Annotated in this window: 18 protein-coding genes and 2 riboswitches; of the genes, 7 read left to right on the forward strand and 11 right to left on the reverse strand. The window is 39.9% G+C overall.

Translation table 11 applies throughout. The features are described 5' to 3' along the window. The first annotated feature begins 56 nt into the window (after positions 1-56). On the forward strand, positions 57-1436 hold the full coding sequence (locus tag MN204_RS11045; RefSeq protein WP_249871138.1) for a trypsin-like peptidase domain-containing protein: 1380 nt from the start codon (positions 57-59) through the stop codon (positions 1434-1436). Between the two features lie 243 nt (positions 1437-1679). Here the strand turns inward: MN204_RS11045 and metK are convergent, their stop codons facing one another. After that, a complete protein-coding gene (metK, locus tag MN204_RS11050; protein WP_249871139.1) occupies positions 1680-2876 on the reverse strand; it encodes a methionine adenosyltransferase in 1197 nt (398 codons plus the stop codon). 247 nt (positions 2877-3123) lie between these two features. Continuing rightward, positions 3124-3230, reverse strand: a riboswitch (SAM riboswitch). 216 nt (positions 3231-3446) lie between these two features. Here metK and pckA point away from each other — a divergent pair. From pckA to MN204_RS11070, 4 genes are all read left to right on the forward strand, one after another. Next, positions 3447-5033, forward strand: a complete 1587-nt coding sequence (gene pckA / locus MN204_RS11055; RefSeq protein ID WP_249871140.1) for a phosphoenolpyruvate carboxykinase (ATP) — start codon at positions 3447-3449, stop codon at positions 5031-5033. A 276-nt stretch (positions 5034-5309) separates the two neighbouring features. Continuing rightward, on the forward strand, positions 5310-6299 hold the full coding sequence (locus MN204_RS11060; RefSeq protein WP_249871141.1) for an ABC transporter substrate-binding protein: 990 nt from the start codon (positions 5310-5312) through the stop codon (positions 6297-6299). A gap of 13 nt (positions 6300-6312) precedes the next feature. After that, on the forward strand, positions 6313-7110 hold the full coding sequence (locus MN204_RS11065; protein WP_249871142.1) for an ABC transporter ATP-binding protein: 798 nt from the start codon (positions 6313-6315) through the stop codon (positions 7108-7110). Continuing rightward, complete coding sequence (locus tag MN204_RS11070) at positions 7103-7903, forward strand: ABC transporter permease (protein WP_249871143.1); 801 nt, start codon at positions 7103-7105, stop codon at positions 7901-7903. Before MN204_RS11065 ends, MN204_RS11070 begins: the two co-directional genes overlap by 8 nt. A 109-nt stretch (positions 7904-8012) precedes the next feature. Here MN204_RS11070 and ytkD read toward each other — a convergent pair whose 3' ends face one another. From ytkD to MN204_RS11115, 9 genes are all read right to left on the reverse strand, one after another. After that, a complete protein-coding gene (gene ytkD / locus MN204_RS11075) occupies positions 8013-8486 on the reverse strand; it encodes an RNA deprotection pyrophosphohydrolase (protein WP_249871144.1) in 474 nt (157 codons plus the stop codon). 32 nt (positions 8487-8518) lie between these two features. After that, the gene (locus MN204_RS11080) at positions 8519-9067 is read right to left on the reverse strand and encodes a hypothetical protein (RefSeq protein WP_249871145.1); all 549 of its coding nucleotides are present in this window, start codon (positions 9065-9067) and stop codon (positions 8519-8521) included. Between the two features lie 105 nt (positions 9068-9172). Next, positions 9173-9493 (reverse strand): hydrolase, encoded by a 321-nt coding sequence (locus MN204_RS11085; protein ID WP_249871146.1) that lies wholly within the window; start codon positions 9491-9493, stop codon positions 9173-9175. 623 nt (positions 9494-10116) lie between these two features. Then, complete coding sequence (locus MN204_RS11090) at positions 10117-11787, reverse strand: mechanosensitive ion channel (RefSeq protein ID WP_249871147.1); 1671 nt, start codon at positions 11785-11787, stop codon at positions 10117-10119. 181 nt (positions 11788-11968) lie between these two features. After that, positions 11969-13411, reverse strand: coding sequence for an o-succinylbenzoate--CoA ligase (locus tag MN204_RS11095; RefSeq protein WP_249871148.1), 1443 nt, complete (start codon positions 13409-13411; stop codon positions 11969-11971). Positions 13412-13532: 121 nt separating this feature from the next. After that, on the reverse strand, positions 13533-14351 hold the full coding sequence (gene menB / locus MN204_RS11100) for a 1,4-dihydroxy-2-naphthoyl-CoA synthase (RefSeq protein WP_249871149.1): 819 nt from the start codon (positions 14349-14351) through the stop codon (positions 13533-13535). A gap of 37 nt (positions 14352-14388) precedes the next feature. Continuing rightward, positions 14389-15201, reverse strand: a complete 813-nt coding sequence (menH, locus tag MN204_RS11105) for a 2-succinyl-6-hydroxy-2,4-cyclohexadiene-1-carboxylate synthase (RefSeq protein ID WP_249871150.1) — start codon at positions 15199-15201, stop codon at positions 14389-14391. 5 nt (positions 15202-15206) lie between these two features. Then, a complete protein-coding gene (menD, locus tag MN204_RS11110; protein WP_249871151.1) occupies positions 15207-16958 on the reverse strand; it encodes a 2-succinyl-5-enolpyruvyl-6-hydroxy-3-cyclohexene-1-carboxylic-acid synthase in 1752 nt (583 codons plus the stop codon). Continuing rightward, entirely contained in the window at positions 16955-18346 is a 1392-nt protein-coding gene (locus tag MN204_RS11115; RefSeq protein WP_249871152.1) for an isochorismate synthase, read from the reverse strand. Before MN204_RS11115 ends, menD begins: the two co-directional genes overlap by 4 nt. A 256-nt stretch (positions 18347-18602) precedes the next feature. Between MN204_RS11115 and MN204_RS11120 the strand changes: the two genes are divergently transcribed. Both MN204_RS11120 and MN204_RS11125 read left to right on the forward strand, forming a co-directional pair. Beyond that, positions 18603-19538, forward strand: coding sequence for a 1,4-dihydroxy-2-naphthoate polyprenyltransferase (locus MN204_RS11120; protein WP_249871153.1), 936 nt, complete (start codon positions 18603-18605; stop codon positions 19536-19538). Positions 19539-19595: 57 nt separating this feature from the next. Continuing rightward, positions 19596-19952, forward strand: a complete 357-nt coding sequence (locus tag MN204_RS11125; protein WP_249871154.1) for a TraR/DksA C4-type zinc finger protein — start codon at positions 19596-19598, stop codon at positions 19950-19952. A 90-nt stretch (positions 19953-20042) separates the two neighbouring features. On the opposite strand, the gene MN204_RS11130 is transcribed toward MN204_RS11125, so the two are convergent. Next, on the reverse strand, positions 20043-20627 hold the full coding sequence (locus MN204_RS11130) for an ECF transporter S component (protein WP_249871346.1): 585 nt from the start codon (positions 20625-20627) through the stop codon (positions 20043-20045). Between the two features lie 163 nt (positions 20628-20790). Continuing rightward, positions 20791-20934, reverse strand: a riboswitch (FMN riboswitch). Between the last annotated feature and the right edge of the window lie 122 nt (positions 20935-21056).

Here is a 21056-nt window from a genome sequence, read left to right on the forward strand (position 1 = left end):
CTATTCCTTATGCATGGTATAATATACCTAAAATAAACTTGTAAAGAGGGGCTCGTATGTACTGTCCAAATTGCGGGAAAGAACGAATCGAAAATTCAAGGTTTTGCCAGCACTGCGGAAACAAACAGAAGAGAAATATTCGTATTCCATTTATTGCAGTTAGTGCACTTTTTATACTTATTATTGGCTACTATCTATTTTATGAAGATACCAAAATATCGGAGGCTGACTTACCTGCTTCTGAAAACGCAACTTCTGAAATAAGTACAGTTCAAAATAAGCCTGCTCTTGAAAAACCCGTAGCCGAGAAGCAGGAACTCGAACCAGTTCAGGAACGGGAATTGACCGATATTATTGCTTCTGCACAAGAAACTGTCTACACCGTGTTATCCGATTACAGCCAAGGCTCAGGATTTCTGTTCAATAATAAAGGTACAGTTGTGACAAATGCCCACGTTGTTGAAGGTACAACCGATGTTTACATAAAGACAGTAAACGGCCAGGAGTTATCCGGTAAAGTAATCGGTTATTCAAACAGTATAGATGTTGCAATCATCCATGTTCCAGATTTGGTTGGACGGGAGCCCTTTGCTATCGAGGTTACAGAGCCCAATAAAGTTGGAGAAGAAGTCATAGCATTGGGAAGCCCTCTTGGCCTTGAAAACACAGCGACAATGGGGTACATTACCGGTCAGGATCGGAATTTTTACATTGGATCATATACTTATAAAAACTTATATCAGATTTCCGCTCCGATTTCTCCTGGAAGCAGTGGAGGGCCATTAATCTCAAAATCGACTGAAAAAATCATAGCCATCAACTCTGCCGAAAGTACCGCAGATTCAACAATTGGATTCAGCATTCCACTGTACACAGTTAATGAACTTATAACATCCTGGATTGCGGAACCGATGTCTGAAGATGCGATACTAGCTCAATTTTACGATGTAAATGGTAACTTTTATTTCCAGGAACTGTGGGAGTATAGTGATGGCTATTTTGAAGGTGGCTATTATTCCGATGAAAATTCCTATTATGACTACTGGGAATATGATTATGAAGATTTTTGGTATGAATATGGTGAAGACCTATGGGATTATTACGATGATGATTCCTACTTCGACGATTGGTTTGAAGACTATGAGTATGATGAAGATTGGTACGATGCGTATGACGAATATGACTATGAGTATGACTATGACTATGAGTATGAAGAAGATTGGATGGAAGAGGAATTTGAATATGATTATGAGGAAGATTGGTACGATGAGGAATTCGAATTTGATTCCCAGGCTGTTTACTTTCATAACACATTAGATGATAACTGGTATTACGATGAACTATATGATGAATGGTATTATTACGATGATTATGATGATATTTGGTATATATATGATGATATAGATGATCTTTTTTATGAAGTGGAAGGGTTTTAGTTTTACGTATGCTTTTTGAATTCATATTCATGCGATCTTTTATATTAGTGAACAATTACAGGCCATATACTGTCGTATGAAAACAGGTATTATAAAAGATAATATGAATGGCGCTTGCGCTAGACGTGGTTGTTTCGGTAACTAAGTTATCCACATCATTAAAATTTTATAGTTTCCTAAGCAACAAAAAAAAGCTGTACAACTCTTTATGAGCTGTACAGCTTTTAACGCTTAGAAGCATGATTATTTTGTCATTGCAATCAATTCTTCCACTTTGTCGATTTTCTCCCATGGGAACAGGATGTCGGTTCTGCCGAAATGACCGTAAGCAGCCGTGTCTTTGAATATTGGTTTGCGCAAGTCTAACATTCGGATGATCCCAGCTGGACGAAGATCGAATAACTTACGAACTGCTTTAACCAGAACTTCCTCACTTACTTTACCCGTATCAAATGTATTGATTGCGATGGAAACCGGTTCTGCTACTCCGATTGCGTATGCCAATTGAACTTCACAAGATTTCGCAAGACCAGCTGCTACGATGTTTTTAGCAACGTAACGAGCAGCGTATGCAGCAGATCTGTCAACTTTTGTAGCATCTTTTCCACTGAATGCACCACCACCATGACGAGCATATCCGCCATATGTGTCAACGATAATTTTGCGGCCGGTCAATCCTACATCGCCTTGTGGTCCTCCGATGACAAAGCGTCCTGTTGGATTGATAAAATATTTGGTTGCATCATCAAGTAATTCGGCCGGAACGACTGCACGGATTACATGTTCAATCAAATCTTTTTCAATTTGTTCCAATGTTATATCCTGGTGATGTTGCGTGGAGATAACGATTGTATCAACACGAACCGGTTGATCATTTTCATCATATTCCACGGTCACTTGTGTTTTTCCATCTGGACGTAAATAATCCAATATATTTTCTTTGCGGACATCTGTCAGGCGTTTGGATAATTTGTGTGCAAGCGAAATGGGTAATGGCATAAACTCTTCTGTCTCATCACACGCAAAACCAAACATTAACCCCTGGTCTCCTGCACCAATTGCATCAATTTCATCTTCGCTCATTTTCCCCTGTCGTGCTTCAAGCGCTGTATCCACACCTCCGGCAATATCAGCTGATTGTTCATCAATGGCAGTCAGCACAGCACAAGTTTCAGAATCAAAGCCATATTTTGCACGTGTATAGCCAATCCCTTTTACCGTTTCCCTTACAATTGCCGGAATATCCACATACGTACTGGTTGATATCTCTCCTGCGACTAATACTAGTCCGGTAGTAACAGTGGTTTCACATGCCACCCTTGCATGAGGATCTTTTTTTAAAATTTCATCAAGAACTGCATCGGATATTTGGTCTGCCATTTTATCCGGATGCCCTTCTGTAACAGATTCTGATGTAAACAAACGACGATTTGCAGCCATATGGCTAAACTCTCCTTTATAATGTGTTACGGAACTCTAATTTCAATTTTATTTTCTATATTATTCAAAGTACCTTCAAAAGGTAAACAATTTTTCATGTGATCAAGTTTTACTTCTCAGCAAATGCCTAAGCCTTTGGAGAATGACTTAGTTGCACTTATGCAGGTAAGTTGATACGTTGCTACCTGCTAAAAACAAAAAAGCCTTTCCTTAAAAAGCATGAGGAAAGGGACTACCTGGCCTTTCGCTCTTATTGTTCAAGGTATGATCCTTGCATCAGGTTAGCACCTTTTCACCGTAGCGATGGTTGCTGGGTTTCATCGGGTCTGTCCCTCCACCGACTCTGAATAAGAGAGTATCCGTTCAGTTTTTAGATTAACGAAACCAGTCCGTCCTGTCAACTGTTTTACACGTGTAAACGTTGTCACTTAATTTTCAAATTTTCTTAGTTAAATAGTATGGACTATTAATTTGAATGTGTTATACTATTAACCAGAATCAGATAAATAATTCGTGGAAAGTCGTTTCATTATATCATACAATACCTTTAAAAAGGCAGGAGATTCCAATATGAAAACTGTGGAAAAGTCAATAGTTAAGGAGCTTTATTCCCATAAGAATATTTACCAGAACTTATCGGTGGCACAATTAGTTGAAAAAATTTTGAGCCGTAATGAAGGTATATTGACTTCTACTGGCGCAGTTCGGGCTACAACCGGAGCATATACTGGCAGATCACCGGAGGATAAATTCATCGTAAAGGATGAAGTTTCCAAAGATACCGTTGACTGGGGAAAAGTAAACAGCCCAATCGAGGAAAAAGTCTTTGATAATCTTTACAGAAAAGTAATTGATTATTTAAGTGACAAAGATGAAATTTATCAGTTTAAGGGTTTCGCAGGTGCCGATGAAAATTATCGCCTGCCAATACAGGTAATTAACGAATACGCATGGCATAATCTCTTTTCCAGACAATTGTTCATTTTACCAACGGAGGAAGAATTAAAGAATCATCAAGCTGAATTTACTGTGATTTCCGCTCCAAATTTCAAAGCAGATCCAGCCATAGATGGCACCAATTCAGAAACTTTTATCTTGATCTCCTTTAAAAAACGCGTTGTATTAATCGGGGGTACGGAATACGCGGGAGAAATAAAAAAATCCATCTTCTCTGTAATGAACTATTTGCTTCCACAGAATGATGTGCTATCCATGCACTGTTCAGCCAATGTTGGTTTGGAAGGTGATGTAGCATTGTTCTTCGGCCTTTCAGGTACTGGTAAAACAACATTGTCTGCCGATCCATACCGCAGACTTATTGGAGATGACGAGCATGGTTGGAGCCCGAATGGCATATTCAACATTGAAGGTGGCTGCTATGCGAAATGCATCAATCTATCAGAAGAAAAAGAGCCGCAAATTTTCAATGCAATCCGCTATGGTTCCGTATTAGAAAACGTAATTCTTGATGAGGTTACAAGAATTCCGGACTATGATGATACTTTCCTTACTGAAAATACTCGGGCGGCATATCCGCTTGAAAATATCGATAATATCGTTACACCGAGTGTAGCCGGACATCCGAATACAATTATTTTCTTAACTGCAGATGCTTCCGGAACGTTGCCACCGATCAGCAGGTTAACGAAAGAACAGGCAATGTACCATTTCCTTAGTGGTTACACAAGTAAACTTGCTGGTACAGAGCGTGGCGTTACGGAACCACAAGCAACATTTTCAGCTTGCTTTGGTTCTCCATTCCTGCCCTTGGCACCATCTAGATATGCGGAAATGCTTGGTCAAAAAATCGATATGTATGATTCCAACGTATTTTTGGTAAACACTGGATGGACTGGTGGCTCTTATGGTCTGGGTAGCCGGATGAAGCTTTCTTATACACGTGCTATGGTCCATTCCGCTCTCGAAGGTGAACTGAATTCCGTTGAAACGGTAACAGATGAAATTTTCGGTCTTGAAATACCGATGCATGTACCAGGTGTCCCTGATGAAGTTTTGGTACCTAAGAATACTTGGGAGGACAAAGAAGGCTACATGCAAGCTGCACAATCGCTAGCTTTGAAATTCCATAAAAACTTCGAAAAGTTCACACTGGCAAGTGATGAAATCAAGCAAGCAGGACCTTTATATAAAGGTTAATAACTTCGTTTCCTCATCCCAAAAGGATTATTAATTATATGAGTGAAAGCAATAGCCAGCCTGGTGCTGACAACCGGTCTCCGAATGAGGCCGGTTTTTTTGCGTATAGAAAAGTATCCGATATGTATAAGTGCCAACGAAGGCCATCACGGAAAGACTTGGTGATAATTAAGGTTGCTAATGCTTCCCCTTCCGAAACTAGGCATTCACACATTTTTTCCCCACTGCATAAACTGTGTTGATAAATCATCACATATTTTGAAAGGAACGAAATATATGAGAAAAGTTAGATTCATTGCTGTTTGGTCCGTTGTTTTCCTCATTTTCCTTTCGGCTTGCAATGCAGCAGAAACGACTAAGATAAGCTTGGCAGAGGTAACCCGTTCCCTCTTTTATGCGCCACAATATGTAGCACTTGAAAAAGGGTATTTTGAAGAGGAAGGTCTTGAAGTAGATCTGCAGACCACATGGGGTGGCGATACGACAATGACAGCACTCCTTTCAGGTGGCGCAGATATTGCACTCGTTGGATCTGAAACATCCATTTACGTTTATGCGCAGGATTCCAGGGATTATGCAATTAACTTCGCACAATTAACCCAGACAGATGGGACATTTCTAGTTGCAAAGGAGCCGAATCCCGATTTTACTTGGGAAGACCTTGAAGGAAGTAACTTTTTAGGACAGCGTGTTGGAGGAATGCCTCAAATGGTTGGGGAATATGTATTAAAACTGCACGGCATTAATCCCCATTTAGATCTGGATTTAGTCCAGAACATTGATTTCGCCAATATCCCTGGAGCATTTGCATCGGGTGATTATGAGTATGTTCAGCTATTTGAACCAACTGCAAGTGTATTTGAAAAAGAAGGTCAGGGACATATCGTAGCTTCATTCGGAGAGGAATCCGGAAAGGTACCTTATACGGTCTTTATGACGAAGCAAAGCTATATGGAAGAAAACGATGAAGCTGTCGAGTCATTTACACGAGCAATATATAAAGCACAGCAGTGGGTTCAGGAAAACAGTGCTGAGGAAATCGCCGAAGTAATTGAGCCTTACTTTGAAGATACTGATTTAGATATTCTCACTGCATCAATCGACCGCTATAAAAGTCAGGGATCATTCGCCACTGATCCAATCCTCGATGAAGAAGAATGGAATAATCTAAAAGCAATTATGGATGAGGCCGGTGAACTTCCTGCCGATGTTCCTTATGAAGACTTGGTAAACACAGAATACGCTGAAAAGGTACTATCTGATTAAAGGAGGGGATCTTGTGTCATTTTTGACCTTGGACCATGTCTCCCATCATTATTTTTCTAAAAATAATTACACAAAGGCATTAAACAATATTTCGATGTCTGTTAAAGAGGGGGAATTTATAGCACTGCTCGGACCAAGCGGTTGTGGTAAGTCAACACTTCTCTCCATTATGGCAGGAATCATCCGGCATACGGAGGGAAAGGTTTTGCTGCAAGGTGATGAAGTCGGCGAGTCAGAATTGGATATTGGCTATATGCTGCAGCAGGATTATCTTTTCCCTTGGAAAACCATCATCGATAATGTTTTGCTTGGTCCTAAAATCAATCGAAATATAACAGAGGAACTGAAGGAAAGAGCGATTAAACTGCTTCGTGAAGTAGGATTAAATAATGTCACATTGAAATATCCCAATGAGCTCTCAGGTGGAATGAGGCAGCGAGTGGCATTGGTTAGAACGCTAATAAATGATCCGAAAATATTATTGCTCGACGAACCTTTTTCTGCACTTGATTATCAGACAAAACTGAATCTTGAGGACTTGGTGTCTGATTTACTCAAGACATACCATAAAACAGCTATTCTGGTAACCCATGATATTGGAGAGGCAATTGCAATGAGCGATCGTATTTTCATGATGAATACCAACCCTGGGTCCATTGCAAAAATATACGATGTCCCACTTGAACTTCGTAATGAAATTCCTTTCTTGTCCAGACGCCACCCAAAGTATCAAATCCTATTTGATAAGATCTGGAATGAATTGGAGGCAAAAGAATCAGAAAAAAAGGCGGTGAAAATTCCAAATGAATGATCGCCAATTATTTGAAAGCTACCAGCGGGGATTAAAAAGAGAGAAAAAAATTATCCTCGTCTGGCAGCTGACCATATTAATCTCCTTCTTTGCCTTATGGGAAGCAGCAAGCCGTTTCTATTGGATTGACCCACTGTTATTCAGTTCACCGAGCAGGGTTTTCCAACTCATTATCTCCCGATTTGCCAATGGCACTATATTTACGCATATACAGATTACCCTCTTTGAAACAATCATTGGGTTTATCATTGGAACCATAGGTGGAATACTTATTGCAACCATGCTTTGGTCTTCTGCACGCTTTGCAAAGGTGATGGATCCTTACCTTGTTGTATTTAATGCCATGCCAAAGGTAGCACTCGGACCGATTCTCATTGTGGCACTCGGACCAGGTTACCTGTCCATTATTGCAATGGGATTCATCATTTCAGTCATTGTAACGACTTTAGTTGTATTCTCTGCATTTAATGAAGTCGATCCAAACTATGAAAAAGTATTGCGCAGCTTTGGTGCTACACGATGGCAATGCTTCCGGGAAGCCATATTCCCTGCAGCCATGCCTGCCATGATTTCCACCTTGAAGGTGAATGTCGGGCTGTCCTGGGTCGGTGTCATCGTCGGTGAGTATCTTGTATCCAAGCAAGGTCTCGGATATCTCATCATCTATGGATTTCAAGTTTTCGATTTCACCCTCGTCATGGCAAGTTTAGTCATTATAGCAATCCTCGCTGCAATCATGTATAAACTGGTTGAAAAACTGGAGAAATGGCTAATAAAAAACAGAAACATATAGCATGTTTTAAGCAGGCTATATGTTTCTGTTTTTTCACGGGCATACTCTTTAGGATTCGCACTGCCGATGTTATCCTCACTTCAAAACAAAATATCAGAATATTATCTTGTTATTTGAAACGATTTTCTTTAATAAATTTCATACAGTGTTCGAGCACGCCATCTTTCATAATGAAACTATACTTTTTAATGTATTTGACTTTTGCTGGAATATATTTATGCAGGATCGGTCCGTCTGTTTCATAATAGGTTTCCTGTTCTGTCAGTTTATCTATTTTGGCAAAGTAGACATTTTTTATAACTGTATCGTTTCTGCCATCTACCATATATTGACCAATATAACTGATTTCCTGGATGGTTCCGCCAGTTTCTTCCATCACTTCTCGAATGGCAGCTTCTTTTGCCGTTTCTCCTTCTTCCACTTTTCCACCGGGAAATTCCAGTCCTCTTTCTTTATGTTTTGTTAATAGCCATTTTTCCTTATACTTGCATATAACCCAGACATGTTTTGGATACTTGGAAAATGGATGATCATCAAAAGATAGGTTTACCTCATTGTTGTAATAGTCCCTGAATGTTATCAAATAATTCAACTGCCTTTTTACTGATTGAAAAATTAATAGAACATAATTTCTGTTATTTTCCAATCACCATCAAATGTGAATTCCAACTCCAATGTATAATAGCCGTATAGATCCGTATAATTTTCCTGTACGACTTTAACTGTTGAAGCGTCCACGTTTATCATATCATATTCATTTCCTTCGAGAAACCATGGTGGCGTTTCTGTCGGCAAGATATACATGCCATCTGCCTCTTCTGTGTAGTAGAAATCAACATAATCCTGAGCAGTTTCCTTCGTTGTAACCTTCTCAAATTCATTTAAGAGTTCCTCTTTCGTATTAAAGTTAATGACTTGATAATTTACATTCGTGTCCTGCACCAGAATATCCATAAATGTACGCGTCAAATGAACGACATCATCATGAGTTAACGCTGCTTCAGAAGAGAACAGTTCATCTTTCGTCAGAGATGACATGTTGATTTGTTCATGGTCATCTGCTAACACTAGTTCCTTATTTATCGTAGTACTTCCTATATATACTAATAAAGCCACGATTCCAATTGTAATGATCCACTTCAGTTTCTTTGGCTGTTTATTCATTTTATATCCCCCTGGCTGTTAAAGTGTTCTGTGCTTATCTATTCCTTTAATCCCAAGAGGTTAAACGCATTTTAAACATTTTTTACCAATTCTATTCTAATTTTTCTACAAATGTTTGTCGGATAGAATACCCATTGATTTAATATGTGATTTTGTTTGTTCATCTCCCAGTTCATATACCATTCGAAAAGCCTCTGTCAAATTATCGTCATACTCGTCATTAGCACTATCATTATGATATGGAACGATTGGGATATGGGCACGTATATAAGAGTCAAAATTTGCCCCATGCATATTTTCCATTTTTGATCGTAGTAAAGCTATGTCTTGCATACTTGCATAGATGACAAAATCATCATTATTTTGATATCTCATCTGTGAAATTGACCCATCACCGATATTCACATAATATTTTTCTTTTTCCAACTTACAGCACCTCCTGTCCTTAATTTGGCTCAATTACTCGAATTTAACCCAAAAAAAGCATCTGGGTGAATACGTTTATTGTATATTGTGTCTTCATAACCATTATGAAGGTCATTTCTTCCGAGTTCTTCATCATCTTTGATCTTCATTACCGCTATGATGGTCATTTCTCCCCTGTTTCTTCATCATCTTTGATCTTCATTACTGCTATGAAGGTCATTTCTTCTGGTTTCTTCATCAGCTTTGATCTTCATTACTGCTATGAAGGTCATTTCTCCCAGTTTCTTCATCATCATTGACTTTCATTACCGCTATGAAGGTCATTTCTCCCAGTTTCTTCATCATCTTTGATCTTCATTACCATTATGAAGGTCATTTCTCACAGTTTCTTCATCAGCTTTGATCTTCATTACCACTATGAAGGTCATTTCTCCCGAGTTCTCCATCATCTTTGATCTTCATTACCGCTATGATGGTCATTTCTCCCCTGTTTCTTCATCAGCTTTGATCTTCATAAAATAAAAAGCTTGTAAAGAAAAGCACTTGCAAAATTCCTTGTGAATTTGCAAGTGCTTTAATCTTTTTAGTGGGCCTTAGATTTGTATTTATTTTCACTTCCTGGGTTAATGCTTTTCAGGATCATTGTTATCAACTGATTCTAAATCATTAATATTATCGAACGACTCTGGTTCCGTATCATCAATGGTCTGTTCCGTTGATTTTGTAGGATTTACTTCCGTATCTTCCATTAAATCAGATACGTCGCTTTTTTCAGTTTGTTGTTGATTTACCGTTGTCTCATCAATTGTATGATCAAACTTACGCAAATATTTTTTTGCGAAATCCTTGCCGCCAAGTCCAAACGCGAGACCGAACGCAAGGGACAAGCCTCCAAGAATTAGAATAAATGCTGCATTAACGATGGATGGAGCAATACCAAGCTGTGTCAATGCCATAAACCCTGCAATTATTAGGATCGTATATTTTGCAAAACCTGCAAGTGTATTGGAAGCAGTACCATCAAGAATATTTTTCAATAGTTTTTGGACAATGTTTCCAAGGATAATCGCTACTGCAAGAATCAGAACGGCTGCAAGCACATGTGGAATATACGCAGTGATAGCCGTTGCAATTCCTACAAGGAAGTCAAGCTGCACAAGATTCAGTGCCTGTACTGTAAGGAAAAAGACAATCAGGAACTGTACAATATAACCTAAAATGGCAGAAGGGCTCATCTTGTTGCTTGCGGCGCTCTTATTGCCGACATTCAATGTAGCAGAGAGGCGGTCAAAGCCAATACGCTGCACATAGTCTTCAACAAATCCGCCAATTAATTTTCCAAGCCATATACCAACAAGTACAAGGGTAATGGCGACGATGATATTTGGAATCATTGTCATAACGGTATTTAACATGTCAATGGCTGGATCTGTAATACCTCTCCATTCAAGTTGTTCAAGAGCAGTAATTGTGATAGGAATCAGAATTAAAATGAAAACAATATTACCGACAAATGCTGCAAAGCTAGTACCTTCAAAGAGCTTGGAAAGCTTTAAACGTTCAATCAGCTTTTCAGAACCAACAGCCTGCAGAAGATTTGTGACAATGTTTTTTACAATTTTAGCTACAAACCAACCGACTGCAAAGATAATAGCTGCAGCAATCAATTTTGGAATAAATCCGAGAATACTAGCAAGCAGTCCGCTGAATGGTGCTGCCACACCTTGAATATTCAGGGCATCAAAAACACCTGGGATGAATAAAAGCAATATGAGATAAAAAGCTACTTTTCCAATAGTTTGCGTATATCCACGAATCTCCTCTTCCGTTTTAGCCACTTTCATCTTAAAAAATAAATTTTGCAAATTGACTTTTCTGCTTCCCTCAACAATCAACCACTGAGTAACACTTGCAAGCACCCATGCTAACAGCAGGATAAGCGCTGCACCCAATACTTGCGGGATGAAGTTTAAGAAGGTGGAAATAAGATCAGATAAAGGATTTGCAATCATATTCAGGTTCAATACGTTGAAGAACAGGATGAATACTACTAAAAGAAGTATGTAATAAACCACTTTTCCAATTATCTTGGCTGAATTTACAGGTTTATCACTTGTACGAAATCTGTTAAACAGTTTATCGTCCCAATCGGTTTTTTTCAATGCCTTTTCAACTGCATTACCAATTACTTTTGCAATCAGCCACCCAACCAATAAAACAAGAAGTGCAATAACGAAATTTTGCAGTCCTTGCATAAAACTAACTGAAAAATACTGTTCCATAAAGTTGCTCATCTACACAAACTCCCTTCAAGAATATACTTATATATACCTTGAAGGGATAATTTCAAAACATTATAAATTTATTAAAAGTTATTACTCCAGCTAATGGACCTGGCAAACCACGTTCAGCCCAAGAAAGTCTGTAGCTTTAGCAAAACTTCCTTCATCATTTTACGTCGCTAAAACCGGGGCATTAGTCATTGATTAATTTGTTTCTGACCAACTTATTTGACGCATTTCTTGGCAGCTCATCGACAAAGCGGATCTCTTTGGGTAATTTATATTTCGCCAATCTGTTTTTGGCATATGCGTAAATTTCCTCGGCTGTCACTTCCCGCTTTTTCACAACAAAAGCAACAGGTACCTTTCCCCACACTTCATCAGCTTTTCCTGCAACACCAACTTCCAGAATTTGCTCCATACCACTAAGAACGCTTTCTATTTCAGATGGGTAAATATTTTCCCCGCCCGAAATAATCAGGTCCTTCCTTCGATCCACGATATATAAAAATCCATCGGCATCCAAATAGCCGAGGTCGCCAGTTGAAAACCACCCACCTGTAAATGCTGCTTCATTTGCTTCTTTGTTTTTAAAATATCCCTTTGTAACCATCGGGCCTTTCACGAGAATTTCACCTATCTGATCTGTTGCGTGTTCAGAGATTTTCAGCTGAGCAGAGAAAAGAGGTTTGCCTGCTGACCCGACTTTTTCCAATGCGTCTTTGGGGCTCAGCGTCACAAGTTGTGACGCCGTCTCCGTCATCCCATACGACTGAAATACTGGAATATTTTTTTCCTTAGCCCTCTTAAGCATTGGCTTTGGTGCAGGGCCTCCACCGAGAAGCAAGCAACGTAATGATGTCGGATAGGATTGATCACCAAGCATTTCCATGAGACGCTGCACCATGATTGTTACAACCGAAACAATCGTAATTCCTTTCTTCATAATTGCCTCATGTACTTTTACTGCATCAAACTTTTCCATGAGGTAAATCGGCATCCCATAAATGACGCTCTTGATTGCTGTTGACAGTCCACTTACATGAAAAACAGGCAAGGGAATCAGCCACTTATCTTCTTTATTAAGTCCAAGATTCAAAGCTGAACTAATTGCACTCCACCAATGGTTGCCATATGTATGAATGACGCCTTTCGGAAAACCGGTTGTTCCAGAAGTGTACATAATGGTAAATATATCATCTAGATGCAGCTCCGATTTTAATGTGAAATCCTTTTCTATAACAGACTCCATCTCAGAAAAAGTCTTCATTTTTTCTGCTTTCAAATCGTTGGTAGAGTCTTTTAAATGATCGGCAGTCAGTAATAGAGAAACTTCAGCGTCCTTCAATTGATAATTTAGTTCTTCATCCGTCAATCGCGTATTCAGCATGACGCCAACTGCTCCCAAGTAGCTTAGTGCATGGATTGCCACTACCATTGGAACCTGATTGGTAGATAAAATTCCAACATGAACTCCCTCTGTAACTCCCACTTGTGCTAGCTTTCTTGCGAAGATCTGGCTTCTTTCTTTTAACTCAGCAAAAGTCACTGTCATGCCGTTATCCATCTCAATCGCAATCAGCTCAGGGGATAAATCAGCCTGTTTCGTTAACCAATGGGGAATAATTTCTGCCATTCTGATGATTCTCCTTACTTATTGTTTATTGTTTATTCCCAAATGGAATAGGTGGCGTGTGCCAAAAAATCAAAAACCTTTGCCAAAATTTAAGCAAAGGTTTTATTATCGTTATCTCAGATCAAGGGAAACGCGGAAATTGTTTGAAGTCTGGCTTTCTTTTCTCTTTGAAAGCGTCGCGTCCTTCTTTTGCTTCTTCTGTTGTATAGTAAAGCAATGTGGCATCTCCACCAAGTTGCTGTAATCCAGCAAGTCCATCCGTATCCGCATTGAAAGATGCTTTCAGGAAGCGAAGTGCAGTTGGTGATTTTTCAAGAATTTCTTCACACCATTGCAATGTTTCATCTTCTAATTGATCCAATGGAACTACTTTGTTTACCATGCCCATTTCATACGCTTCATCCGCATTATATTGACGGCATAAATACCATATTTCACGTGCCCGTTTGTGCCCGACCATTCGTGCAAGGTAGCCAGCCCCATATCCAGCATCAAAGCTTCCTACTTTCGGTCCTGTTTGTCCGAAAATTGCATTGTCAGCAGCGATTGTCAAGTCACATACAACGTGCAAGACATGCCCCCCACCGATTGCATATCCGGAAACCATTGCGATGACCGGTTTTGGAATCGTACGGATCAATCGTTGTAAATCAAGGACATTCAAACGTGGAATACTGTCCGTTCCAACATACCCACCATGCCCGCGGACAGCCTGGTCTCCACCGGAACAAAACGCTTCGTCTCCTTCACCGGCAAGAATAATTACTCCAATTGAAGAATCGTCCCTTGCGTCTGAAAATGCATGGATCATTTCTTGAATGGTTAGCGGTGTAAATGCATTCCGTCTTTCTGGACGGTTAATACTCACTTTAGCAACGCCATTATATTTTTCATAAACAATTTCTTCATAGTCTTTCGCTTTTTGCCATTCTACTGTCATGTTCAAATCCCTCCAATAGTTACTATGTAGTTATCTTTTAGTCAGTATGCGTATTGGCATGAATAAATGCCTTTACCATTTTACCAAAAGTATTCGGTTTTTCCACGTGAATTGCATGACCTGCATCCTCACATATTATCAGATTACATGATATCAGCTTTTTTTGCATCTTTTTATTGATTGCAACAAATTTCTCATCAAGTTCCCCAGCAATCAGTAACACCGGTTTCTTAAAATCATGGAGCCGATCCCATAAAGATAGCTGGTTCCCAGTACCCATCATACGGAGCGATTGGGCCAACCCCTCTGCAGATTGCGAAAGCCGCTCAGCACGTAATGATCCCTGTACATCGGCAGAAAGTCTTTTTTGTGAATCAAATAATGGAATATCCTGCCAAAAATCTACGAATGACGATATTCCACACTGCTCGATACGCTCAGCCAGCTTCTCATCATTTTCTTTTCTTGACTTCCTTGCTTCCTCATCAGCAATTCCTGGTGAGGAACTTTCCAAAATTAATGAACGTAATGAATCCTGAAACAATATGGCATATGACAGTGCGGTTCGGCCGCCCATTGAATATCCAAGCAAATGAAACGGACCTAAATCAATTGATTGGAAGAGTTCAAATAAATCCTTGCAGCAATCTGCCATAGACCTAGGTGATGGTGTCCGAGTTTTGCCGTGTCCGGGCAAATCAACCGTTATTAGTTGATATCCTGATCCCCAGCTATCTACAAATGGCTTCCATGCAGCTGAACTACCTGTGAAACCATGCAACATGACAACGGGAACACCTTCTCCATGAATTTCGTACCAGTAGGCTGCATCTTCTCTGGAAAAATACATATCAATCAGTCCCTGTCCTGTAAGATTTCCTTTTCGATGGCTTGCCACTTCGCTCGATGCCATTCTACATTTTCGGTTCTTTCTGTTTTCACTTCGATAACGGAAAGACCTTCATGCTGGTAACTGGTGTACAGCAATTCCTTTAATTGTCCTTCTGTTCTTGCCTGTGCATATTCTCCCCCATACATCGTAATCGCTTTTTCAAAATCAATGTCTACCGGAGTTCCGAATAATGCTTCAAAATGCTTTTTATCATTCGATTGGGGCAGAAATGAAAAAATCCCACCACCATTATTGTTCACAAGCAAAATTGTTATATTCAAGTTATAATGCTTTGCCGCCATCAGTCCATTCATATCATGGAAAAATGATAAATCACCGAGCAGTAATGTAACACACTTACCTGCTGCAGCTGCTCCAAGTCCACTGGAAACCATCCCATCTATCCCATTTGCTCCTCGATTGGCAAGAATGGAAATGTGCTTCGGAGTGGTCATCAGAAACGTATCCACATCACGAACAGACATACTATTTCCGACATATAATATGCTCTCCTCAGGGATGACTTCAGCTAGACCTCGGACAACCTCCCCTTCCGTGATTGCTGCTTCTGTGCCGCTTAATAGATGTTTTTTGGAGATACGATTCATTTCCTTCCACATTTCCAGCCAGTTTGTATCTACATCTTTATCAGGCGAAGCAGCAGTTAAATCCTCACTGAGCATGACTGGGTCCGCAAAAATAAATTCTGTAACATTCCCCGTCGGTTCCCGATACCCGGTATAATTTTCTACGATATATTGCCTGGTGTCCGAATGTTCTTTAACATAAAAAAGATATGCTTTGGATACCGGCATCGCCCCAAAGCGGATAATATAATCAGGTTTCAATTGTTTCCGGATCTCTTCATTCCTCAAAAAGGCATCATACGCTTCGATCACCTGATCTTTATGATGACTTCCCGTTCGCACTTGAGATAATGGATCAGCCAACACCGGAAGCCCCCATTTATTGGCCAGTGTTGTAATCGCGTCTGCAAAATCCGGATCTGTTTGTGGACCACAAACAATGACCCCTCTTTGACCATTACCGAGTTTCTCTACAAGATGCTGGATCTCTGGTTCGGCCAAACGCTTTTTCCCATCATACACAGGATTGACAGATTGTGTATGTTGCGCTGCACCAGGAAACGTCCAAATATTATCCAGTGAAAAATCTGGATTCAGTGGCTCACGAAATGGAAAATTCATATGAATCGGACCAGGATTTCCTTCCTGCGCCATGTATACAGCCCGTGCCGCTTTATTTCTTGCGTAGCTGAGCATTTCTGTAGACGCTTCAGGGAGGGCCATCTCATGAAACCATTTCGGATAATTACCATATAGTCTAACTTGTTCAATTGCTTGTGGGGCACCGACATCCCGCAATTCATGGGGTCGGTCTGCTGTCAGAACTAGTAATGGCACCCTGCTGTAATGGGCTTCCACAATAGCAGGGAAATAATTTGCAGCTGCGGTTCCGGAAGTACAGACGAGTGCCACTGGACGGTTCGTTTGTTTAGCTATCCCCAATGCAAAAAAAGCGGCAGAGCGTTCATCGATAATAACCCATTGTTTTATCGAAGGATGCTCCGTAAATGTCAATGCAAGTGGCGTCGATCGGGAACCTGGCGAAATAACAACATCAATCAACCCACTTTTAGCTAATTCATCTACAAAATTTGCTGTATATCTTGTTAATGTTTCTGTATGATTCATTTATTTTTGCCTCCTAAAACAGATAACATGGGCAGAAGCTTGATCTTCGTCTCTTCATATTCACTTTCCGGATCAGAATCCTTTACAACGCCACATCCTGCAAACAGGGAAGCTTCATCACCTTGAATAAGTGCAGAACGAATAGCAACTGCGAACTCACCATTCTTGTTGCTGTCCACCCATCCAATCGGCGCACCATACCAACCTCTATCCAACAGTTCATGTTCGCGAATAAATGAAAGTGACTCCTCCCGGGGCGTTCCACCCAGAGCTGGGGTTGGATGCAACTTTTCTACAATATCAAAAATACTATATCCATTCTTTAAAAGTCCTCTTACCGGCGTGTATAAGTGCTGTAAATTTTTTAATGGATAGATTACCGGTTTATCTGGGATATTTACTTGAATGCAGCAATCTTTAATCGCTTGCTTGATCATCGTAACAACAAAATCATGTTCCTTGAGATTCTTCTCATCATGGAGTAGTTCATCCCTCAGCTTTACGTCCTCTTCCTTTGTACTACCACGGGGAGCAGTTCCTGCAAGACATGTCGATAGAAGCTGCTTTCCCTCAATTTTTACGAGCCTTTCAGGGGTTGCTCCGACAAAACAGTCCTCTTCAATTTCATATGCAAAAATATAGCTGTTTGGCTGGGTTTTTAATAAACCCGACAACACTGCCGTAATATCGGCTTTCCGATTATATTTTAACCGGACTTCCCTTGCAAGTACAATTTTCTCTACCTTTCCCCTACCAATTTCTTCTGTTGCCTTCTGGACACTCTTTTTCCACTGTTGGGGAGCAACCTCAAGGCAGCCTGTCATGATAAGGTCATCGGCAGTACTATCAGTAGGAAGAAGAAGCCTTCTTTCCATCTGCTCCAGTTCATCTGCCAATTGCTTGGCATGATCATTCTTTTTCACGTATATATTTATCGTAAAATAATAGCTGTCATCATATTTGGTCAGTAAGAATTCTGGAATGGTAAAATGACTTGGTTTGTATTTCTCCCATAATTCGGTTGGTTTCTTTTTCGGATCAAATGACATACCACCAACCGCAACGAGCCCCGTTCCTGGAACACCATAGGGGTTATACACGAATGCTTCACGCAACAAGGTATCCCACTGTTTCTGAGTTGCTTCAATCCGCAACTGATCCGAAGTCATTTGATGTGCCATTCCAGCACCAGCAAGTAAAAGCAAGTGATCAGAACTTGTCCAAAACGAACGGTTTCCAATATGCTTAGCCGCATTAAAAAAATAAAGCGGATCGGTTTTTTCTATTTTTTTTGTTATACTAACAAGCCTGCATTCATCTTCTGCTTTTAACTGCTGAATAGCTTCAGATAGAATGGATGCAAGTTGTGCTTCCTTAATTTCAATCATCTAAATAAACCTCCGTAATATCCTGAAGTCAGAGACATCCTATCCTATTTTATGCTCTTTTCTCTAGTTTCTCAAGAAAATCCCTTTAATTCCACAAAATACTCATCCAGACCAGCCAGAATAGATTGACACTCCCTAACAAATTCCATACTATTAGTATGATGTGAAAATAAATAGCGTTAACAACAACCGTTTAGAAGCGGAAGTTGAATTTTATGGATCATCCTATGAAATTAGAATCAGGGGGAACAGATACATGCAATCTACAGATAAAAGTAATATTAAACAGGCTTTAAATGAACGTGGCGGCTTTCACGTTTGGTGGAGACTTATGCGTCCCCATACACTAACAGCCTCCTTTGTACCCGTTTTTGTCGGAACAATGGTCGCATTTAATGAGGGTACGATTAATTGGTTACTCTTTTTTGCTATGTTAGTTGCATCACTACTTATACAAGCAGCAACCAATATGTTCAATGAATACTACGATTTTGTACGTGGATTAGATACAGACCAATCAGTTGGAATTGGTGGATCTATCGTACGTGACGGAATTGCACCACAAAAAATCCGTAATCTTGCGTTTGCTTTCTATGGCGTATCCATTCTTCTAGGTGTCTACATCTGTATGGCTTCCAGCTGGTGGATTGCAGTGATTGGTTTAGTTTGTATGGCTTTCGGTTATTTATATACAGGAGGGCCCCTTCCAATTTCCTATACCCCATTTGGAGAGTTATTTTCAGGTGTTTTAATGGGAACGGTAATTATTGGCATTACGTACTTTATTCAAACAGGTACGGTTACTGCTGAAGTGATCTGGATTTCCATTCCAGTTACAATCTTCATCGGTAGTATCAACCTATCCAATAACATTCGCGACCGTGATGGAGATGAATTGGGAGGAAGGAAAACGATCGCTATTTTAATAGGCAGAGAAAACGCCATTACATTGCTGGCCGTGTCAATGCTTATAGCATATGGTATAACAGCCATATTAATCGTTCTCGGTATTTTACCTTTATGGTCATTTATTACTTTCTTCAGCGCAATCAAAGCGCGGGAAGTTATCAAGAAATTCCGCGGGAAAACCGAAGCGATTGAAATGATGCCTGCCATGGCGGCTACTGCCAAAACGAACACGATTTATGGTTTTCTTTTAGGTATTTCACTGCTTCTTTCAGAGCTGTTCTAACAGTAATTGTTTCAGATTGGAATATCACCCCTCCGTAATGAAAGGAAGGATGAGATGATGAGCAATCAACTTAGCAAAGAAAAGTTTGCATATTTTAAAGAAAAACTATTACAAATGAAAAAAGAAACGGAACAGGAAATAGCAACCAACAGAAATATCGGTCCAAATGATTCTATCCAGGAACTTGCTGATTACGATAACCACCCAGCAGATATGGGAACTGAACAATTCGAGCAGCAGCGTGATGCCGGATTGGATCTTATGCGCCAGGATCATTTAAAAGAAATTGAAGATGCGCTTCTGAAAATCGAAGACGGCACATATGGTCTCAGTGAAAAATCAGGAAAACCGATTCCGGAAGAAAGATTGGAAGTAATGCCGATTGCAAGAAACTTAGTTGAAGAAGAGGAATAACACAAAAATTTACCCTTATTGTTTGTAAGGGTGAATTTTTTCATTTTAGATAAAATAAAAAGCTAACCGCAACGGGTTAGCTTTTCAAATTTAGATGAACCTTGCTTGTTGGTTTTCGATCCAGCTGCGCATTTTGATGAATAACGGTATAAACAATAGAGCAATGACAATCCCTTTTATAATATTAAATGGCAGTACCCCGACCAATACGGACGTCCAGATTACTTGTTGAGACATTTCCCAGCCCATAAACCAACCATAGGCAGGCAAGATAATGAAATAGTTCAGTACACTCATACCGATAGCCATGATCAATGTTCCCGCTACCAACCCGCTAATAATACTTTTAACACCTTTAACTTTATGGTAAAGGATGGAAACTGGCACGACAAACATGACACCGGCAAGGAAGTTTGCAGATACCCCAATTGGGTCTCCTGCTCCAGAAACTGCCAAATAAAGAATATTTTTTACTGCAACCACAATGACGCCTGCAATCGGCGAGAAAATGAGTGACGCCATCAGAGCCGGCACATCACTGAAATCAATTTTCAAATAAGGTGGTAAAAACGGCAATGGGAAATTAATAAAAAATAGTACAAGTGAGATTGTTCCTAGTAAAGCTAGAATAATAAGTTTTAATAAATTTGATGATCGCTTGGTAGAATTTTGCATCATCATACTCCTCCTTCATCTTATCGATTCCGATCTCGTGATGAAGGATCGCTGCCCTGTAACATCCCCCGATAAATCACAAAAACCCTAAAGCAAACAGGGGCTTTAGGGTTGTAAATTTATCGGCAAATAATGGTGTATTTAAAAACACCAAAGTAAGGCTCGACATCTTCTCCCATCCAGACTATACTGTCGGTCCTGGAATTGCACCAGGTCAACCATATGGCAAGCTGCCATACAGTTCGCGGACTTTAAGCATATGCTTATCACCGCCGGTCGGGAATTTCACCCTGCCCCGAAGATTGGAATCGATTATTTAATTGTTTATATGTATTATACAATATACTGAATTAAATGCAAGTAGAAAAATCGGGTTTACAGCTTTTCCCTTCTAAACTATCAAATGAGGGTAAGATTTACGCAGCGCGT

Source organism: Oceanobacillus saliphilus (assembly GCF_023522835.1).
Classification (GTDB): Bacteria; Bacillota; Bacilli; order Bacillales; family Amphibacillaceae; genus Oceanobacillus; species Oceanobacillus saliphilus.